The sequence below is a fragment of the Rhodoferax aquaticus genome (assembly GCF_006974105.1).
GTDB classification, from domain to species: Bacteria; Pseudomonadota; Gammaproteobacteria; order Burkholderiales; family Burkholderiaceae_C; genus Allorhodoferax; species Allorhodoferax aquaticus_A.
This window is the reverse complement of record NZ_CP036282.1, coordinates 20,083-36,033: the sequence shown is the minus strand read 5'-3', so window position 1 is coordinate 36,033 and position 15,951 is coordinate 20,083. Positions and strand designations below refer to the sequence as shown.

14 protein-coding genes and 1 pseudogene are annotated in these 15,951 nt (G+C 61.4%); 9 read left to right on the top strand and 6 right to left on the bottom strand.

Annotated elements, in window-relative coordinates:
• Positions 1–93: 93 nt before the first annotated feature.
• Positions 94–1,110 carry an STAS-like domain-containing protein gene (locus EXZ61_RS00185; RefSeq protein ID WP_142808167.1) on the bottom strand — a complete coding sequence of 339 codons (1,017 nt, stop codon included), beginning with the start codon at positions 1,108–1,110 and terminating at the stop codon, positions 94–96.
• A 90-nt stretch (positions 1,111–1,200) separates the two neighbouring features.
• Complete coding sequence (locus EXZ61_RS00180; RefSeq protein ID WP_142808166.1) at positions 1,201–1,896, bottom strand: Crp/Fnr family transcriptional regulator; 696 nt, start codon at positions 1,894–1,896, stop codon at positions 1,201–1,203.
• Between the two features lie 143 nt (positions 1,897–2,039).
• Between EXZ61_RS00180 and EXZ61_RS00175 the strand changes: the two genes are divergently transcribed.
• Genes EXZ61_RS00175 through gstA form a run of 3 tightly spaced genes read left to right on the top strand, consistent with a single transcriptional unit; the run spans position 2,040 to position 5,763 of the window.
• Positions 2,040–3,497 (top strand): coniferyl aldehyde dehydrogenase, encoded by a 1,458-nt coding sequence (locus tag EXZ61_RS00175; protein WP_142808165.1) that lies wholly within the window; start codon positions 2,040–2,042, stop codon positions 3,495–3,497.
• 8 nt (positions 3,498–3,505) lie between these two features.
• Positions 3,506–5,119, top strand: a complete 1,614-nt coding sequence (locus EXZ61_RS00170; protein ID WP_142808164.1) for a GMC family oxidoreductase — start codon at positions 3,506–3,508, stop codon at positions 5,117–5,119.
• A 35-nt stretch (positions 5,120–5,154) separates the two neighbouring features.
• On the top strand, positions 5,155–5,763 hold the full coding sequence (gstA, locus tag EXZ61_RS00165) for a glutathione transferase GstA (protein WP_142808163.1): 609 nt from the start codon (positions 5,155–5,157) through the stop codon (positions 5,761–5,763).
• A gap of 90 nt (positions 5,764–5,853) precedes the next feature.
• Here the strand turns inward: gstA and EXZ61_RS00160 are convergent, their stop codons facing one another.
• Positions 5,854–7,479 (bottom strand): methyl-accepting chemotaxis protein, encoded by a 1,626-nt coding sequence (locus tag EXZ61_RS00160; protein WP_142808162.1) that lies wholly within the window; start codon positions 7,477–7,479, stop codon positions 5,854–5,856.
• A 252-nt stretch (positions 7,480–7,731) separates the two neighbouring features.
• On the opposite strand from EXZ61_RS00160, the gene EXZ61_RS00155 reads away from it, so the two are divergent.
• Entirely contained in the window at positions 7,732–8,043 is a 312-nt protein-coding gene (locus EXZ61_RS00155) for a hypothetical protein (RefSeq protein WP_142808161.1), read from the top strand.
• Here the strand turns inward: EXZ61_RS00155 and EXZ61_RS00150 are convergent.
• A complete protein-coding gene (locus EXZ61_RS00150) occupies positions 8,040–10,223 on the bottom strand; it encodes a methyl-accepting chemotaxis protein (RefSeq protein ID WP_142808160.1) in 2,184 nt (727 codons plus the stop codon). The genes EXZ61_RS00155 and EXZ61_RS00150 overlap by 4 nt on opposite strands.
• Positions 10,224–10,415: 192 nt before the next feature.
• Between EXZ61_RS00150 and hisS the strand changes: the two genes are divergently transcribed.
• Positions 10,416–11,735, top strand: a complete 1,320-nt coding sequence (hisS, locus tag EXZ61_RS00145; protein ID WP_142808159.1) for a histidine--tRNA ligase — start codon at positions 10,416–10,418, stop codon at positions 11,733–11,735.
• Between the two features lie 127 nt (positions 11,736–11,862).
• On the opposite strand, the gene EXZ61_RS00140 is transcribed toward hisS, so the two are convergent.
• Complete coding sequence (locus EXZ61_RS00140) at positions 11,863–14,262, bottom strand: heavy metal translocating P-type ATPase (protein ID WP_168224646.1); 2,400 nt, start codon at positions 14,260–14,262, stop codon at positions 11,863–11,865.
• Between the two features lie 33 nt (positions 14,263–14,295).
• Positions 14,296–14,751, bottom strand: coding sequence for a GNAT family N-acetyltransferase (locus tag EXZ61_RS00135; protein WP_142808158.1), 456 nt, complete (start codon positions 14,749–14,751; stop codon positions 14,296–14,298).
• A 145-nt stretch (positions 14,752–14,896) separates the two neighbouring features.
• Between EXZ61_RS00135 and EXZ61_RS00130 the strand changes: the two genes are divergently transcribed.
• The 4 genes and pseudogenes from EXZ61_RS00130 to EXZ61_RS22530 all read left to right on the top strand — a co-directional run bounded on the left by EXZ61_RS00130 (position 14,897) and on the right by EXZ61_RS22530 (position 15,950).
• The gene (locus EXZ61_RS00130) at positions 14,897–15,094 is read left to right on the top strand and encodes a heavy-metal-associated domain-containing protein (RefSeq protein WP_142808157.1); all 198 of its coding nucleotides are present in this window, start codon (positions 14,897–14,899) and stop codon (positions 15,092–15,094) included.
• On the top strand, positions 15,078–15,530 hold the full coding sequence (cueR, locus tag EXZ61_RS00125) for a Cu(I)-responsive transcriptional regulator (RefSeq protein WP_142808156.1): 453 nt from the start codon (positions 15,078–15,080) through the stop codon (positions 15,528–15,530). The genes EXZ61_RS00130 and cueR overlap by 17 nt, the downstream gene beginning before the upstream one ends.
• 133 nt (positions 15,531–15,663) lie before the next feature.
• Positions 15,664–15,852 (top strand): annotated as a pseudogene (locus EXZ61_RS00120) (Crp/Fnr family transcriptional regulator); the annotation flags it as partial.
• 26 nt (positions 15,853–15,878) lie between these two features.
• The gene (locus tag EXZ61_RS22530) at positions 15,879–15,950 is read left to right on the top strand and encodes a hypothetical protein (protein WP_237219212.1); all 72 of its coding nucleotides are present in this window, start codon (positions 15,879–15,881) and stop codon (positions 15,948–15,950) included.
• Position 15,951: the final 1 nt, after the last annotated feature.

Genomic DNA, 15,951 nt, shown 5'->3' with positions numbered 1-15,951 from the left:
AGAAGGGTGCGTATTTTACCGGGCTGCTGAAAATCTGAACAGTGACAAGGACTTCTGTGCCCTGCCCTGTCCCAAGATCGGTTTAGCGAGAGGCTAGACGACGCCAGCCTGCGCCACCATGGCCGAGATGCGCGCGTTCATATTGCGGGGCTGCAAACGGATGTGGGGGTGGCGGTTGCCAAACACGCGAAACAACTCGTCCGCAAATGCCTGACCAATGGCGTCCACGCCTTCAAAGTCCAGGTCCACGGTGTCGAAGGCTTCTAGCCGCGCGGCGATGCGCTTGGCTTGGCTGCGCGACTCCAAGGCCTCACCCGCGCTGTGCGCCAAGCGCATGGCAATCTCGGTGCGCGAAAACGTGAGATCACCCTCCCCCTTGGCGTGCGCTGCAAACACCTCATCCAGCGTGCGGGGGGAGTTCAGGGCGATGGACATGAAGATGGCCGTGCCAGTGGAATGCGCCGGGTTGGCCTTGAGCCAGCCACCGCGTTGCCACTGGTTGCGCTGGTAGGTCAGGCCGTTGGCGTACAGGTCAAACACATCAAACAAGCGCGAGGTAAAGAACAAGCCGCGCCCGGTATGGAACTCGGGCTGCGTGGTGAGCTTGCCTTTGCTGAGCTCCAGCAAAGCGACCTCAGGGCTGTCAATTTGGAAGGCCGTGCGGATGCGGTTGAACACGCCACACCCGTCATCGCGCAAGAGCATGTGCAAATGGGTGCGGTTTTGCCGCATGGAGACCGAGGCACGTGTACCGCCGCTGTGGTCCACCGCGTTGTTCAACATCTCGGTAAACGCATGGTGGGCCAAGCGCATGATGTTGGGTGGCAAATTGAAGCAGGGGGCAAAGTCACGCTCCCAGGGCGTTTGCTCGTCCAGGCCCTCTAGCGCATAGCTGCGGCTCACATCGCGCAACACACCGGGCTGGTAAGCGGGGCGCGAGGTGCCCTCACGCACCAGCCAGCCCTCGGCCGTGAGCACGCGCAAGTACTTGGCCATGGTGGACGTGCTAACGCCATGTTGTTTGGCCAAAGTGGCACACAGGTGTTTGGGGTCGGTGACCGCCGCGCGGGTAATGCCGGACTTCAGAACCTGCAGCTCAACTTTCGCCATGCTTTACTCCTTGCCAATCATGGAATCACGCACCAGTGTGCCATGGGCTGCTGCGCCTTGCCACACCATAAGCAGTGTTTATGCCGCCAATTAAGCCAAAGCGCAACGCGCTTCCAGCGCGGGCAGGGAGACGATCTCAATGCGCCCATAGCCCAAGCTCAACACGCCCTCGCGCTCCAGTTGCTTTAGTTCCTTAGAGAGCGTCTGACGGGTCAGGCCCAGCAATAGCGACAGCGCCTCCTGCGAAACTGTCAGCGAGCTGCGGGCTTGCGGCAACATGCTCGCGTCGCCGCGTGCCAGCACCAGCAAACGCCTGGCAATGCGCGTGGCGGTAGAGCGCAGCATCGCGTCTTCCACCAAGCCATACAAAGCCCGGTTGCGCGTGGCAAGCTGCAAGGCAATGGCACGGGCGAAAGGGCTGCGCCCCATCAAGCGCGCAAACGCCCCGGCACTGACCGCCAACAACTCGCACGCCGCTAGCGCGCTGACATCATGCGTGCGCGGCAATCCGTCGAGCAGCGCGGTCTCGCCAAACCAGGTGCCTGGCTCCAAGACTGACAGCACCGCCTCGCGCCCGTCCTCCCCCACGGATGACACTTTGAGCCTGCCGCTGAGCACGCCATAAAAGCCGCCACCCACCGTGCCCTTGCGCAGCAGGACGTCACCCGCCTTTAACTGCGCAAGGCTGGTGCTGCCCATCAGCGCCTTTTTCTCTGCGGCAGGCAGGGCAGCAAACCACGGGTTGGCACTCCATACAGAGTCGTAGCTAGGTTTCGAGCTATGCATCCATTTAGTCCCGGTGAATACCCTTAAATGTTAACTATTTGACAGTCTAGCCACGCTGACCCGGTTACCGTGTCACCATCGTTGCAACGCTGCGCGGACTACGCGTAGCGACACCACCACTCTCTGCACACAAAGGAACCGCCATGGGAGCACCATTGCGCGCCATACCCAAACCGCCCCACACATTGGGCGACGCCATCAGCCGCGACCTACAAGAAACACTAGATTTGCAGCGCAGCGCCTACTTGGCACACCCTTACCCCAGCCTGGTGGAACGCAAAGCGGACCTGCGCAAGCTCAAAGCCTTTTTAATCGACCACCGCGAAGCCATTGTGGAAGCGGTCAACGCCGACTTTGGGGGTCACCGCTCGCGCATTGAGTCGCTCTTCATTGAAATTTTCAGCAGCATTGACGCGGTCAACCACACGCTCAAAAGCCTCAAGAGCTGGATGAAACCCGGCAAACGTCCCGTGGACTTTAAAAACTTCATGGGCGCTAGCAACACCGTCATCCCCCAACCCTTGGGCGTGGTGGGGTCTATCGTGCCGTGGAACGTACCCGTGTGGACTAGCTTTAATGGGCTGGTGTGCATGTTTGCAGCGGGCAACCGGGCCATGGTCAAAATGTCGGAAAACTCCCGCCATCTGGCTGCTTTGCTGATCGAAAAAATCCCGGATTACTTTCCCCGAGAAAAGCTGGCCTTTTTTGATGAAACCGGAGGCGTGGGCATTGCCTTCTCTCAGCTCAAGTTTGACCACCTGATGTTCACCGGGTCTACGCAAACCGGCCGTGCGGTCATGAAAGCGGCGGCAGAAAACCTGGTGCCTGTCACCTTAGAACTGGGCGGAAAAACCCCCGCCATCTTGTGCGACGACTTTCCCTTGAAGACGGCGGCCGAGCGCTTGACGTTTGCCAAGTTTCTCAATGCGGGCCAAGCCTGCATCACCGTAGACCACCTGTACGTGCCCCAGCGCAAAATCGATGCCTTCGTCAAAGCCGCCACCAGCATCGTGGGCAAGCGCTATGGCAACCTAGACAGCCCCGACTACACCGCCATCATCGATGACCGCGCCTTCAAGCGCATCGTCAAAGCCTTGGAGCAAGCCCGCGACATGGGGGCCACCTTGGTACCACTGATACCCGGCAAACCGTGGGATGCCAAGACCCGGAAAATCGCGCCGCATATCGTGCTCAATGCGCCTGCCGACTGCGAGCTACTCACCCGCGAGATCTTCGGGCCCGTGCTGCCAATCATTGGCTACACCGACCTGCAAGTGCCCATTGACGCTATCAACGCGGGCGCACGGCCGCTGGCCTTTTACCCCTTTAGCAACCACAAGAAAGTGGTGCAGCACCTCATCACCCACATCATGTCCGGCGGTGTGGCGGTCAATGACGGCCTGTTGCACGCTGCCCAGCATGACCTGCCCTTTGGCGGCGTAGGTGACAGCGGCATGGGCCACTACCATGGCTACGAAGGCTTTGTCACCTTCTCAAAAATGCGCCCCGTGTTCTACCAAGCACCGTTCAGCGCCGTGAAACTTCTCTGGCCCCCCTACGGCAAGTTCGCGAACACCTACCTCGACTTTTTAACCAAATGAGCACACTCATGACCAATACAACTTTTGACTACATCGTGGTGGGCGGCGGCTCTGCCGGTTGCGTGGTGGCAAGCCGCCTGACCGAAGACCCCAAAGTCACGGTGTGCTTGCTCGAAGTGGGCGGCGAGGACACATCCGTCTTCATCCACTGTCCGCTAGGCGTGGCTGCCATAGCCCAAACGGGGCAAGACATGTGGAAGTTTGAAACCGTACCCCAGCTAGGACTCAACGGCCGCAAGGGCTACCAGCCACGCGGCAAGGTCATGGGAGGCAGCAGCTCCATCAACGCCATGGTCTACACCCGCGGCAACCGCAACGACTACGACGGCTGGGCCGCCCAAGGCAACCCTGGATGGGGCTACCAGGATGTGCTGCCCTACTTCAAACGGTCTGAGAACAATGAATGCTTCGGTGCCACCGATTACCGAGGTGTGGGAGGTCCCCTCAACGTGGCGCATCTACGCAGCCCCAGCCCGGTAAACGATGCGTTCATCAAAGCCTGCAATGAGCGTGGCATTCCCACCAACCCCGACTACAACGGTCCACAGCAATACGGCGTGTCGAAGGGACAAACTACCCAGATTAACGGTGAGCGCTGCAGCGCCGCCAAGGCCTACATCACCCCCCACCGCAGCCGCCCCAACCTCACGGTCATCACGAAGGCGCTGGCCAGCCGTGTCCTGATGGAAGACAAACGAGCTGTCGGCGTGCAATACCAACAAGGCGGCAGCACCAAAGAAGTCCGTGCGCGCAAAGAAGTGGTGCTCTCAGGTGGCGCCTACGGTTCACCCCAGTTGCTGATGCTCTCAGGCATAGGCCCCAAGCACCACCTGGCACAGCACGGTATTGCCGTCCAGCACGAACTGCCCGGCGTCGGCCAAAACTTGCAAGACCACATCACCACCTGCCTTATCTACCGCACGCCCCACACCGAGGTGTCATTCGGGATCTCCTTCAAGGGCGCCTGGGCCATGCTCAAGTCAGTTTTTGAGTGGCGCAACAAACGCACCGGCTTGCTCACCAGCTGTGTCTCAGAAACCCAGGGCTTCATCTCGACCGAAGGCAACACGGAGCACCCCGACATCCAGCTTGCCATGTGCGTGGGCATCATCGACGACCACACCCGCAAGATGCACTTGGGGCACGGCTACACCCTGCACGTGACCCTGATGCGCCCCAAGAGCCGCGGCTCGGTCAGGTTACGCAGCACCAACCCGGCAGATTCACTTGACATAGACCCCGCGTTCCTGCAAGACCCGGACGACATGGCGCGCTTGGTTAAAGGCACGCAACTGGGCCACGACATCATGGAAGCACCGGCACTGAGCTACTACCGTGGCGGCATGCTCTACCCAGTTGACCGCAACGACACCAAACAGGTCGAGGCATTCCTGCGCGAACACTCAGACACCGAGTACCACCCCATCGGCACCTGCAAGATGGGCCCGGCCAACGACCCCCTAGCGGTGGTGGACGCCGAACTGCGTGTGCATGGCCTGCAAGGCCTGCGCGTGGTGGACGCTTCTGTTATGCCATGCCTCACCACTGGAAATACCAACGCGCCCACTATCATGATTGGTGAAAAGGCCGCAGACTGCATCAAGGCCGCAGCCTCCACCTAAACTCGCAACCTCCTATAACCCAACCTACCACCCCCATGAAACTGTATTACTCCCCCGGCGCGTGCTCCTTGTCGCCCCACATCGCCTTGCACGAAGCAGGTCTGAGCTTTGAGGCCATTGCAGCACCCACCAAGACCCACAAGCTCCCAGACGGCACCGACTTCTACACCATCAACCCCTTGGGCTACGTGCCTTACCTCACGCTAGACGATGGCCGCAGCCTGCACGAAGGCCCCGCCATCGTGCAATACATTGCCGATTTGGTCCCCGAGAAACAACTCGCGCCCGCCAATGGCAGCTATGAGCGCTACAAGCTGCAAGAGTGGCTCACCTTTATTGGCACCGAGCTGCACAAAGGCTTTAGCCCCCTGTTCAACCCCGCCACCCCGGCCGAGTACAAAACCAGCGTCATCAACCGCTTGTTGGAGCGCCTGAAGTGGGTGGACAGCCAGCTGGCAGGTAAGCACTACCTCATGGGCGACACCTTTACCGTGGCCGACGGCTACTTGTTCACCGTGACCAACTGGGCCCGCCTCGTTCACGTGGACATCTCAGGCTTTGCTGAACTGGCCGCCTTCCGCGCCCGCGTGGGTGAGCGCCCCGCCGTCATAGCCGCCATGAAGGCGGAAGGTCTGCTCAAGTAAGTCGCACAGGCTGTGCACCCGCAAAAAGGCCATCCGCTTCGCAGTGGATGGCCTTTTTTTCTGCCCGTCTCGGGCCCTAGAAGCAAGCGCTTAAGACAGCCCCAAGTGCCCATCACCACGCCCTGGGCGTGGCCCTGATGGGTCTGCCGGGCCACCGCGTGTGCGCAAGGTGAACTGGCGCACTACTTCGGCCAAGCGTGCAGCCTGCTCTTGCAAAGACTCCGCTGAGGCCGCGGACTCTTCCACCAGCGCAGCGTTTTGCTGCGTCATTTGCTCAATCTCACGCACCGCTTCGTTCACCCCACCAATGCCTGAGGCCTGCTCGGCAGACGCCGATGAAATTTCGCCAATGATGGCACCCACGCGCTGCGCGCCGCTCACCATCTCCATCATCTCGGTACCCGCTTCCTCGGCCAAGCGCACACCACCATCCACGGCGGTCACACTGGCACTGATCAAGGCCTTGATGTCGTTGGCGGACTGGGCCGAGCGTTTGGCGAGCAGTCGCACTTCGCTCGCCACCACCGCAAAGCCACGCCCTTGCTCGCCCGCCCGGGCCGCTTCTACCGCCGCATTGAGCGCCAAGATATTGGTTTGGAAGGCAATGGAATCGATCAAGCCGATGATGTCGCTGATCTTCTGGCTAGAGGTGGAAATGCCGTGCATGCTGGTCACCACCTGAGACACCACCTCACCGCCGTGCAAGGCTTGCTGAGAGGCAGAGCGGGCCAAGCTATCGGCCTCACGGGCTGACGATGCGGTTTGCTGCACGGTGTCTAGCAAGCCCGAGAAGGTGGCCGACATGGTTTGCAAATTGCCCGCCGCACGCTCGGTACGCAAGGACAGGTCTTGATTACCCGACGCAATTTCTCGGCTGGCAGACGCGATGTTTTCACTCGCGTCGCGCAGGTCTCCCACGATGCTGGCCAAGTGCGCTCGCATCACCTCTAGTGAGCGCAACAAGTCGGCCACCTCATCCTTGCCGTCCACCGCAATATGGATTGACAAATCCCCTTTGGAAATAGCCTCAGCCACCCCCCGCGCCTGAATCAAGGGGCTGCAAATGGAGTTCATATTCATCAGGGTCAGCGGCACCACCACCGCCACGGTCACCACCACCGCCAAGCCAAACAGCCATTTGGTGTTGTTGCCTACGCGCTCTTGTTCCAGAACTGCGGTGCCCGCCTCTTTTTGCACCACTTCTTCAAGCAGCACCACTTGCTTGTCCAATTCCGCATACTCGGCCGCGGCCTTGGCAGCCAGCGCACTGCCCGCGGTGGCTGAATCGAGCTTGGCTTCCATCAACGATGTAGCGACCGGGGTAAACGCTGCTTCATAGCTGCGCAAGCGCTTCTTCACCTCCTCGGCGACCGCACCGCCGCTGCCCCCCCCAGAGAAAGACTCGGTTTGGTCCAAAGCGTTCTTGATACTCGCCTGCCAACGGGCAAACGACGCCTTGGCCGCTTCCGGTTTCTCGTACTGGATGATCATTTCCTTCTCATCCACCCGCACACGCCCCAGCTCATACTGCAAGCGCGCCAGATGCCCCGCATCAGAAAAAGTTTGGTCGATGAAGTCTTGGCTCAGCGCCTGGATGCGGAACATGCCCAGCATGCCCGCCCCCCCCAACAGGGACAGCAAACCCAGCACCACCGCAATGGCGCCCAACATGCGAAACCGAATGGAAAAAAGCCGCATCAAAGAAAGCACATTCACGGGAGTCTCCTTGGAATGAAATTGGCAGCCATGGCGGGGACACTGGCGAGCAAGCCACGCAGCAAACATCATAGGCTTGGCGCGCCTATTCACCAAGCCAAAGATGCACCCCTTTGTAGCCCCGCCTCTATCAATTCCGCATGCTGTTAGCGCTCCAACTCGGCTGCCTTTCGGGGTCAAACCCAAGCCTAGGTCTGCGCACAGCTGCCTATAGTTGCCCCGCGCTTCCCCCCACATCTAAAGGCACGGACCATGCAAACACCCCTGCGCACAGCACCCGACAGCACGGCACACACAGCCCCGCAGCCTGCCGATGGGGAGCATTGCGACACCGTGCTGCGGGAAACCGACCTGAAATGGCTGCTGACGGGTTTGGGTTGGTGGATTGACGCCAACCGCCTGCACAGCGACGCGAACTACGCCCGCACCGTGGTGCACACGGCCATGCAGTCAGGCTCAGACATCGTGCGCCAGAGCGCGGTATTGCTCCACATGCAATTGCAAGCGATGGCGGTGTCCCAGGCAGCTGCGCAGAGTCCAGAAACTCCGCCACAGCAAGGCTAGAAAGTTTCCCAGTCCTCGTCACCACCAGCTTTCGCGGTGGGCGCAGCACTAGCGCTGGGCTTGGAGGAAGAAGCACTTGGCGTGCTGCGTGCCGAGGCGCTTGACGCACCACGTGCAGCCCCCAGGGCTCTGCGTTCTGGGCCTTTGAATGCCGGGTTGCTCGGCGCGTTGGAGCGCACTTTGGCCTTGGGCAACACCACGGCGCTTGCGGTTTGGCCCAGCTTGAACACACTCACCGTGCTCACCAGCTCTTGCGCTTGCGACTTCAAGCTGCTGGCAGCAGCCGCCATTTCCTCCACCAAGGCCGCATTTTGCTGCGTGGTTTGGTCCATCTGCTTTACCGCCTCGCCCACCTGCACCACGCCCAAGGCCTGCTCGGAACTGGCCGAGCTGATCTCTCCCATGATGTCCGTCACCCGGCGAATGCTGGTGGCTACCTCGGTCATGGTCTCACCTGCCTGGTCCACCAATGTCGTGCCCTTTTCGACCCGCTCCACACTATCGGTGATCAGGGTTTTGATCTCTTTGGCAGCATCGGCCGAGCGCCCGGCCAAAGAACGCACCTCACTGGCCACCACGGCAAAGCCACGCCCCTGTTCACCCGCCCGGGCCGCCTCCACGGCGGCATTAAGCGCCAAAATATTGGTTTGGAAGGCGATGCCGTCAATCACGCTGATGATGTCGGCAATCTTTTTGGAGGCGTCATTGATACCCTTCATGGTCTGCACCACTTGGTTGACCACCGCACCGCCCTCTGCAGCCACCATGCTGGCGTTGGCCGCCAACTGGTTGGCTTGGCGCGCACTGGCCGCATTTTGAGTCACCGTGCCGCTTAGCTCTTCCATCGATGCAGCGGTTTGCTCCAAAGCGCTGGCTTGCTGCTCGGTACGGGCGGACAGGTCGTTATTGCCCTGCGCAATCTCGGCGCTGGCATTGGCCACGCTGTCGGCACTGGAGCGCACTTGCGCCAGTACCCCATGGATTTTTTCCACGAATGTGTTGAACCCCAAGCCAATCGTCGCAAGTTCATCGTGTCCTTTGACCTCTAGGCGGACGCTCAGATCGGCATCGCCACTGGCCATGCCCGCCATGACTGTGGCCAAGGAGCGCAAAGGCTTCATCAGGCGGTACACCACCGTCACCAAAATGGCCGCGGTGAGCGCCGCACACACCAGCGCCACGACCAAGGTGTAGGCCAGCAACTCCCGCGAAGAGGCCGTGGCCACGCTGCCCGGGAAGCTCATACGCACACTCCAGGGTGCAGCGTCCGGGTGCACCTTCAAGGGCTGCAATAAATTCACCACCCCTTGGTCGTCCACATACTCATACGCCAAACCCTTGGCCACTTGCTCTAGGCCAGCAGCGGGCACATCGTCCGCCTTTTTGTTAATACGCGCTGCGTCCTTGTGGCTGGCATACAAGCCGCCGTTAGAGAGCAGCGACAACTCGGCACCCTCAAGTGGCTTGAGCTCGCCCAGAATCTTGCCCAACTGGGTCAGCGTGAAATCTGCACTAGCGACGCCTTGGAACTTGCCCTCCACCAAGATGGGGGCTACCAAAGATGCCATCAGCACATCTTTGCCTTCAATCGGGTAGATGTAAGGCTCGGTGAAGAACACCTTGCTGGTGCGTTTGGGCACGTCATACCAGTCATTGGCACCGGGTGCGGGGTCAAACACAATCGGGTCCACATGGAAGGTGTTGTTGGCAGACCGGGTCCAGTACGGCATGTGCCGACCGGTGGCGTCGTAGTTAGGCTTTTTGTCCGCGTATTCGGCATCCTTGCCGTCCAGCGCATTGGGCTCCCAGGTCACGGCAGCACCCACAAAATCATCCGAACTCATCAGCGCGGCCTTGACCATCTCGTCAATTTGCTCGCGCTCCAGGGGCAAGTTGGCCGCCTTGGTACTGCGCATGGACCCGCTCAAGGCCACCACAGTGGATAAGTTGGCACTGATTCGGCTTTGCAACACACCAGCAGCTTCGCGGGCCGAGGTGCGGGCCAAACCCATGGTGGCTTCTTTGGCCGTGGTGCTACTTTTGAGCCCAATCACCGTGGCCGTGAGCCCCAGGGACACCAGCGCCAGCACACTGGCGGCCACACAGATTTTGGTATTGAGGGAGAACTGCACGCCTGCGCGTGGGGGGAAAACGGGCGTTCGCGCTGCGGGTTGAACCATGGTGACTGTCCTGCTAAATAAAAGACCAAGCCGCGAGTGGCGGCTCCCACGTATCTCTGTTTTTCGTCCCTGAAAAGCCAGCCTACCATGCTTGTTAAAAACTTGTAAAGGGGGCGGGCCCACGAATGGTCCCAGCGGGGGATTTACACTTGCGCCCTCTACGCCAATCCGGCCAGCACCCAAATACCCATCATGAGCAAGTTTGCCCCCATCAGTGGCTTCCCCGAATGGCTGCCTGAGCAGCGCCTCCTAGAACAGCAGTGCATGGACACGATTCGCAAGCAGTACGAGCTGTACGGCTTTGCCAATATCGAAACGCGCAGCGTCGAGCCCACGCATGTGCTGACCGGCAATGGCGACGACAAAGAAATCTATGTGCTCGCCCGCTTGCATGAGGAAGCCGACGCAGCCAAAGCCCCTCCCGAGTTCGGCCTGCGCTTTGACCTCACCGTGCCCACCGCGCGCTACGTGCAGCAGTTCAAGGGCCAGCTGAGCTTTCCGTTCAAGCGCTACCAAATGCAAAAGGTATGGCGCGGCGAGCGCCCCCAAGAAGGTCGCTACCGAGAGTTCACCCAGTGCGACATCGACGTGATTGGCGACGGCACCCTACCCAGCCACTACGACGCCGAGGTGGTGCGCCTCTTGGCCGTGGTCGTGGGCCAGCTGCCCATTCCGCCTGTCACCATCCGGGTGAACAACCGCAAACTCTTGCAAGGCTTTTACGAAGGCTTAGGCATTGCCGACACCAACGCCGTGCTGCGCGTGGTCGACAAGCTCGACAAAATTGGTGCCCCCAAAGTGGCCGCCCTCTTGCAAACCGAATTGAACCTGAGCGCCGACCAAGCCGCCCAATGCTTGGCCATGGCGGCCATCAAAACAGCGAATACCGGCTTTGTAGAGCAAGTGCGTGCCCTGGGCATCACCACCCCCCTGCTCGAAGAAGGTTTGACCGAACTCACCGAAGTGCTGGACAACGCGGCCGACCTGAACGCTGCCCGATTGGCAGAAGGCAAACCGCCTGCCGTGTCAGCCGACCTGGCCATTGCACGCGGCTTGGCCTACTACACCGGCATGGTGTGCGAGGGCCAAATGCAAGGCTTTGAGTCGTCTGGCTCGGTGTGCGGCGGCGGACGCTACGACAACCTGGCCAACGATGCCAAGGTCAAGCTGCCCGGCGTGGGCGTGTCCATCGGACTCACCCGCATCCTGGGTTTGCTGTTTGCCAAAGGCGTGCTCAAACCCACCCGCAAAACTCCCACCGAGGTACTGGTCGCCCTGAACGACGATGCCAGCCGCCCCCAAGCCAACGCCCTGGCCAACCGCCTGCGTGGCCGTGGCATTGCCACCGACCTGTACCACGCGCCCAAAGCCTACGGCAAGCAGATTGAAGCGGCGTCCAAACGCGGCATTCCCTACGTGTGGTTCATCGGCGAGGCCGACAGCCACCACGTCAAAAACCTGCTCACGGGCGAGCAAGTGGCGGCGGACCCTGCGACCTGGTCTCCGGCCTAAGCAGCGCCCTCTGCGGATAGCGTCAGCGCGCAGAACGCTATGTATTTAGTAGCGTGCTGCGCATATTCCATGCGCGCCAACGGCCAATTTCGGCCTCAAATCCTCAGAACTACTGCGCGAAGGCCTGCTACTTGCCGCCCTGTTCCGGCGTCCAGCGCTTGAGCAGCAACGCATTGGTCATCACACTCACCGAGCTCAGCGCCATCGCAGCGCCCGCCACCACCGGGCTCAGATAGCCCAACGCGGCCAGCGGTATGCCGGCTGCGTTGTAGGCAAAGGCCCAAAACAGGTTTTGCCGGATCTTGGACACCGTGCGCCGGCTGATGTCCAGCGCAGCCGCCACCAAGAGCGGGTCGCCCCGCATCAGCGTGATGCCGGCCGCGTGCATGGCCACATCGGTGCCGCCGCCGTTGGGGTTGGCCATGGCCATGCCCACATCGGCGGCCGCCAGCGCAGGCGCATCGTTCACGCCGTCGCCGACAAACGCTACACCCCCACGCTCCGCCGCTGCGCGGGTCGCTGCCCCCCAAGGGGGCTGTTTTGCCTTGGGGCGGCCCGGCGGCAAAACGCCACGATGTACCTTCAGCTCCAACACCTTCGCCGCTTTGTCGCCGGGCAATACCTCGGCCAGCACATCCTTGGCGTCCAGGCCCAGGCGTTTTGCCATAGCCTCTGCCGCGCCACGGTTGTCGCCGGAGATCATCACCGTCTGGATGCCGCGAGCCTTCAGGCTGGCCAGCGCCTCTTTGGCGCCGGGCTTGGGCTCGTCCGCGAACGCGAGCAGGGCCAGCAGCTGGAGGCCTTGCGCTTGCTGCTCCGCCATGGCCGAGACGGTGGCACCAGCAGCCTGTAAATCAGCCGCTTGCGCCGCGACCGGCGTCATGTTCACCCCCAGCTCCGCCATCCAGCGCAGACTGCCCAGCAGCACAGTGCGCTCCCCCACTTTGCCTTGTGTGCCACGACCAGCAATAGATTGCACGTCAGTAGGCGCCAACATCGGTAGCGCTTTACCCTTGGCGGCCTGCAGCACAGCGCGGGCCAAAGGGTGCTCGCTGCCGCTTTGCAATGCAGCAGCCAGAGCCAGAGCTTCGTCTTCCGCCATGCCCACCGGCACTAGCGCGGTCAGGCGCGGTTGGCCTACGGTGAGCGTGCCGGTTTTGTCAAAAGCCACCACGTTCACGGTGTGCGCCACCTCCAGCGCCTGCGCGTCCTTGATCAGAATGCCGAACTTGGCCGCCACCCCCGTGCCCGCCATGATGGCGGCCGGCGTGGCCAAACCCAGCGCGCAAGGGCAGGCAATCACCAGCACCGCCACGGCGTGGATCAAAGCCACTTCAAAGCTGTGGCCCGTGAAATACCAGCCCAGCAGCGTGGCCAGCGCAATCACCAGCACCACCGGCACAAATACCGCGCTCACCTGGTCCACCAGCCGCTGGATGGGCGCTTTGGCAGCCTGTGCGTCTTCCACCAGGCGGATGATGCTGGAGAGCACCGTGTCCACGCCTACCGCCTTTACCTCCAACACCACGCGGCCTTCGCCATTGATACTGCCCCCCGTGAGCTTGGCACCCACGTCTTTGGCGACAGGCAGCGGTTCGCCCGTCAACATGGATTCGTCCACCTGCGTACGGCCTTCCAGCAAAGTGCCGTCCACCGGAAAGCGCTCGCCGGGTTTGACCACAATTTTGTCGCCCACCAAGACCTCGGCCACGGGCACATCCACGGTATGGCCCCCACGCTCCCCCCCAGTGTGTGGGTCGCTGCCCCCCAAGGGGGCCGTGCTTTGCTCGGGGCGGCCCGTCGCTGCGGCTGCCATCCCGACCAACAGGTGCGCCGTATCGGGCCGCAGGCTGTGCAGGGCGCGAATGGCGGCTGTCGTCTGCCGCTTGGCGCGGGCCTCCAGCCACTTGCCCAGCAGCACCAGCGTCACCACCACGGCGCTGCCTTCAAAGTACAGGTGCGGCTCCATGGCCGGCATGCCATGCGCGCTGTGGTCCGTGGCGGTCAGCCACAACCACATGGACAAAGCCCAGCCCGCTGTAGTGCCCAGTGCGACCAGAAGGTCCATATTGCCGGTGCGAGCCAGCAAGGCATGCCAACCGGCCTTGTAAAAACGTGCCCCCAAAATGAACTGCACCGGCGTGGCCAGAAAAAACTGCCACAGCGCGGGCAGCATCCAATCTTTGCCAACCAGATCACCCACCATGGGCAGCACCAGCGGCGCACACAACGCCAGGCCAATGCCGACCGGCGCGAAGCCAGCCCAGGGCGAGGCATCCACCGCATCAATGGCCGCACTGGGCGCCAGCGGCTCATACCCCGCGTCCCGCACCGCACGGCGCAAGCGCGCTTCCATGCCGGCATCGTGCACCGCAATGCGGGCGGACTCGGTGGCCAGGTTCACCGTGGCGCTGTCCACACCGGGCACCTTCTTCAGCGCTTTTTCCACGCGCATCACACACGATGCGCAGGTCATGCCACCAATGCCAATATCAATGGTCGTGGGGGAGGGGGTTTCAGTAGTCATACCGCAAGCTTAGGGCTTGCCACAGGGGGAAGGTCAAGCGCTTACCCAACGCATGGGCACAAAAGCGATGCCGTGGGTCTCCGCGCGCGGTCCGGTGGCCACAAACCCGAAGCGCTCGTACACCGGCTGCGCATAGGGCGTGGAGTTGACTGTGAAGTAGCCGGGGTTGGCTTCCTGCACGGCAGCACGGGCATGAGCCCACAGCTGGTGGCTTAGGCCTCTGCGCTGGAATGACTCGTCTACAAACAGGTGGTACAGATGGCTAGCGTCACGCACTGCGACCACCCCCGCTAAGGCTCCGCTTTCAAGCCCTTTGAAGTACGAAAAGCGCGGATCGGCCAAGCACTTGGCCAATGCATCTGCAGAGATGGTCTTCAGAAACTCTTCGGCACCCGCCCCATCAGGCTGCAAGGTGAAAAATCGGGCCACGCTGCCAATCAGGCGGCTGATGGCGGGTGCATCCTCCACCGTGGCTTTGCTAATCTCCATGTGAAGCTCTCCTCTCCATTGCATCGTAGAACAAGCTTACGTGCAAACTTGTTGTCCCACGTCGCAGCAAGTCATCGACGCCAACGCTTGACCCTCCCACCGTAGCAAGGTTCACAATGCTTGCATCAACCTACCAGGAGTCACCATGAACCAAACCTTTACCGTCACCGGCATGACCTGCGGACATTGCGAAAAAGCTGTTACCCGCGCTATCCAAGAGGCCGACCCGCAAGCCCAGGTAAAGATCGACCGCAGCCAAAACAAAGTGGAAGTGGCATCTACCCAAGCCCGCGAAACCTTGGCCAGGGCCATTGCCGAAGAAGGCTATGCCGTTGCAGCCTAGGCCCGCGCCGGTATCCACCGAGCCGGTCAACATTGGCGAGGCCGCCCGGCAAAGCGGTGTGTCTGCCAAGATGCTGCGGCACTACGAGTCGCTGGGGCTGCTGGGCAAGGTCACGCGCACCGACAGTGGCTATAGGCTTTACAGCGCGGCCGATGTGCACACCCTGCGCTTCATCAAGCGCTGCCGCGACCTAGGCTTCTCCATGGCCGAAATCGGCGAGCTGGTGGGCTTGTGGCAAAACAAGCGTCGCGCGAGTGCCAACGTCAAGAAGATCGCCCAGAGGCATATGGACGAACTGAGTGAGCGCATCGCCGCCATGCAGGCCATGCAACGCACCCTCTCCACCCTGCTGCACTGCTGCCATGGCGACGACCGGCCGGACTGCCCCATCTTGGACGACCTAGCGGGCGACAGCAACTCACTATCAAATACATAGCTACTCACGCCTATCCAACGAGCGCTAGAGCACCAAAACGCACCCATGATGTCCACCGCCTTGGCAGCACTGGGGCTGGAGGGATAAAGTATCACGGTGCCGAGCCAAACCTACCTCTTCTCCGAGGGGCAGCCCTGCCACCTTTGTCCGATGGCTGGACACACCCGCCTTCCGCAACCTGGTGCTGGGCTTGTTTGCCGAGCGCATGGCCGATTTGACCAGTCTGATCGATGCAGTGGCCTTCCGGACGCTGGCCGACGAGCTGGGCACGGTGCGTGAGATCGTGACGCGTCTGCTGCGCCGCCTTGAGCGGGATGGCTGGGCGCCGTGCCCTTGGCCACAGGCTTGATGGGCTGGTGCACGCCGAATGCCATGTTCGGTTTCAGTACCTGCGCAGTCAAAAGCAAACTCAAACCGTAAA

Coding starts and splice junctions, on each gene's coding strand:
- EXZ61_RS00185 (WP_142808167.1), bottom strand. CDS start 1,110: ATGGCGAAAGTTGAGCTGCAGGTTCTGAAGTCCGGCATTACCCGCGCG.
- EXZ61_RS00180 (WP_142808166.1), bottom strand. CDS start 1,896: ATGCATAGCTCGAAACCTAGCTACGACTCTGTATGGAGTGCCAACCCG.
- EXZ61_RS00175 (WP_142808165.1), top strand. CDS start 2,040: ATGGGAGCACCATTGCGCGCCATACCCAAACCGCCCCACACATTGGGC.
- EXZ61_RS00170 (WP_142808164.1), top strand. CDS start 3,506: ATGACCAATACAACTTTTGACTACATCGTGGTGGGCGGCGGCTCTGCC.
- gstA (WP_142808163.1), top strand. CDS start 5,155: ATGAAACTGTATTACTCCCCCGGCGCGTGCTCCTTGTCGCCCCACATC.
- EXZ61_RS00155 (WP_142808161.1), top strand. CDS start 7,732: ATGCAAACACCCCTGCGCACAGCACCCGACAGCACGGCACACACAGCC.
- EXZ61_RS00150 (WP_142808160.1), bottom strand. CDS start 10,223: ATGGTTCAACCCGCAGCGCGAACGCCCGTTTTCCCCCCACGCGCAGGC.
- hisS (WP_142808159.1), top strand. CDS start 10,416: ATGAGCAAGTTTGCCCCCATCAGTGGCTTCCCCGAATGGCTGCCTGAG.
- EXZ61_RS00140 (WP_168224646.1), bottom strand. CDS start 14,262: ATGACTACTGAAACCCCCTCCCCCACGACCATTGATATTGGCATTGGT.
- EXZ61_RS00135 (WP_142808158.1), bottom strand. CDS start 14,751: ATGGAGATTAGCAAAGCCACGGTGGAGGATGCACCCGCCATCAGCCGC.
- EXZ61_RS00130 (WP_142808157.1), top strand. CDS start 14,897: ATGAACCAAACCTTTACCGTCACCGGCATGACCTGCGGACATTGCGAA.
- cueR (WP_142808156.1), top strand. CDS start 15,078: ATGCCGTTGCAGCCTAGGCCCGCGCCGGTATCCACCGAGCCGGTCAAC.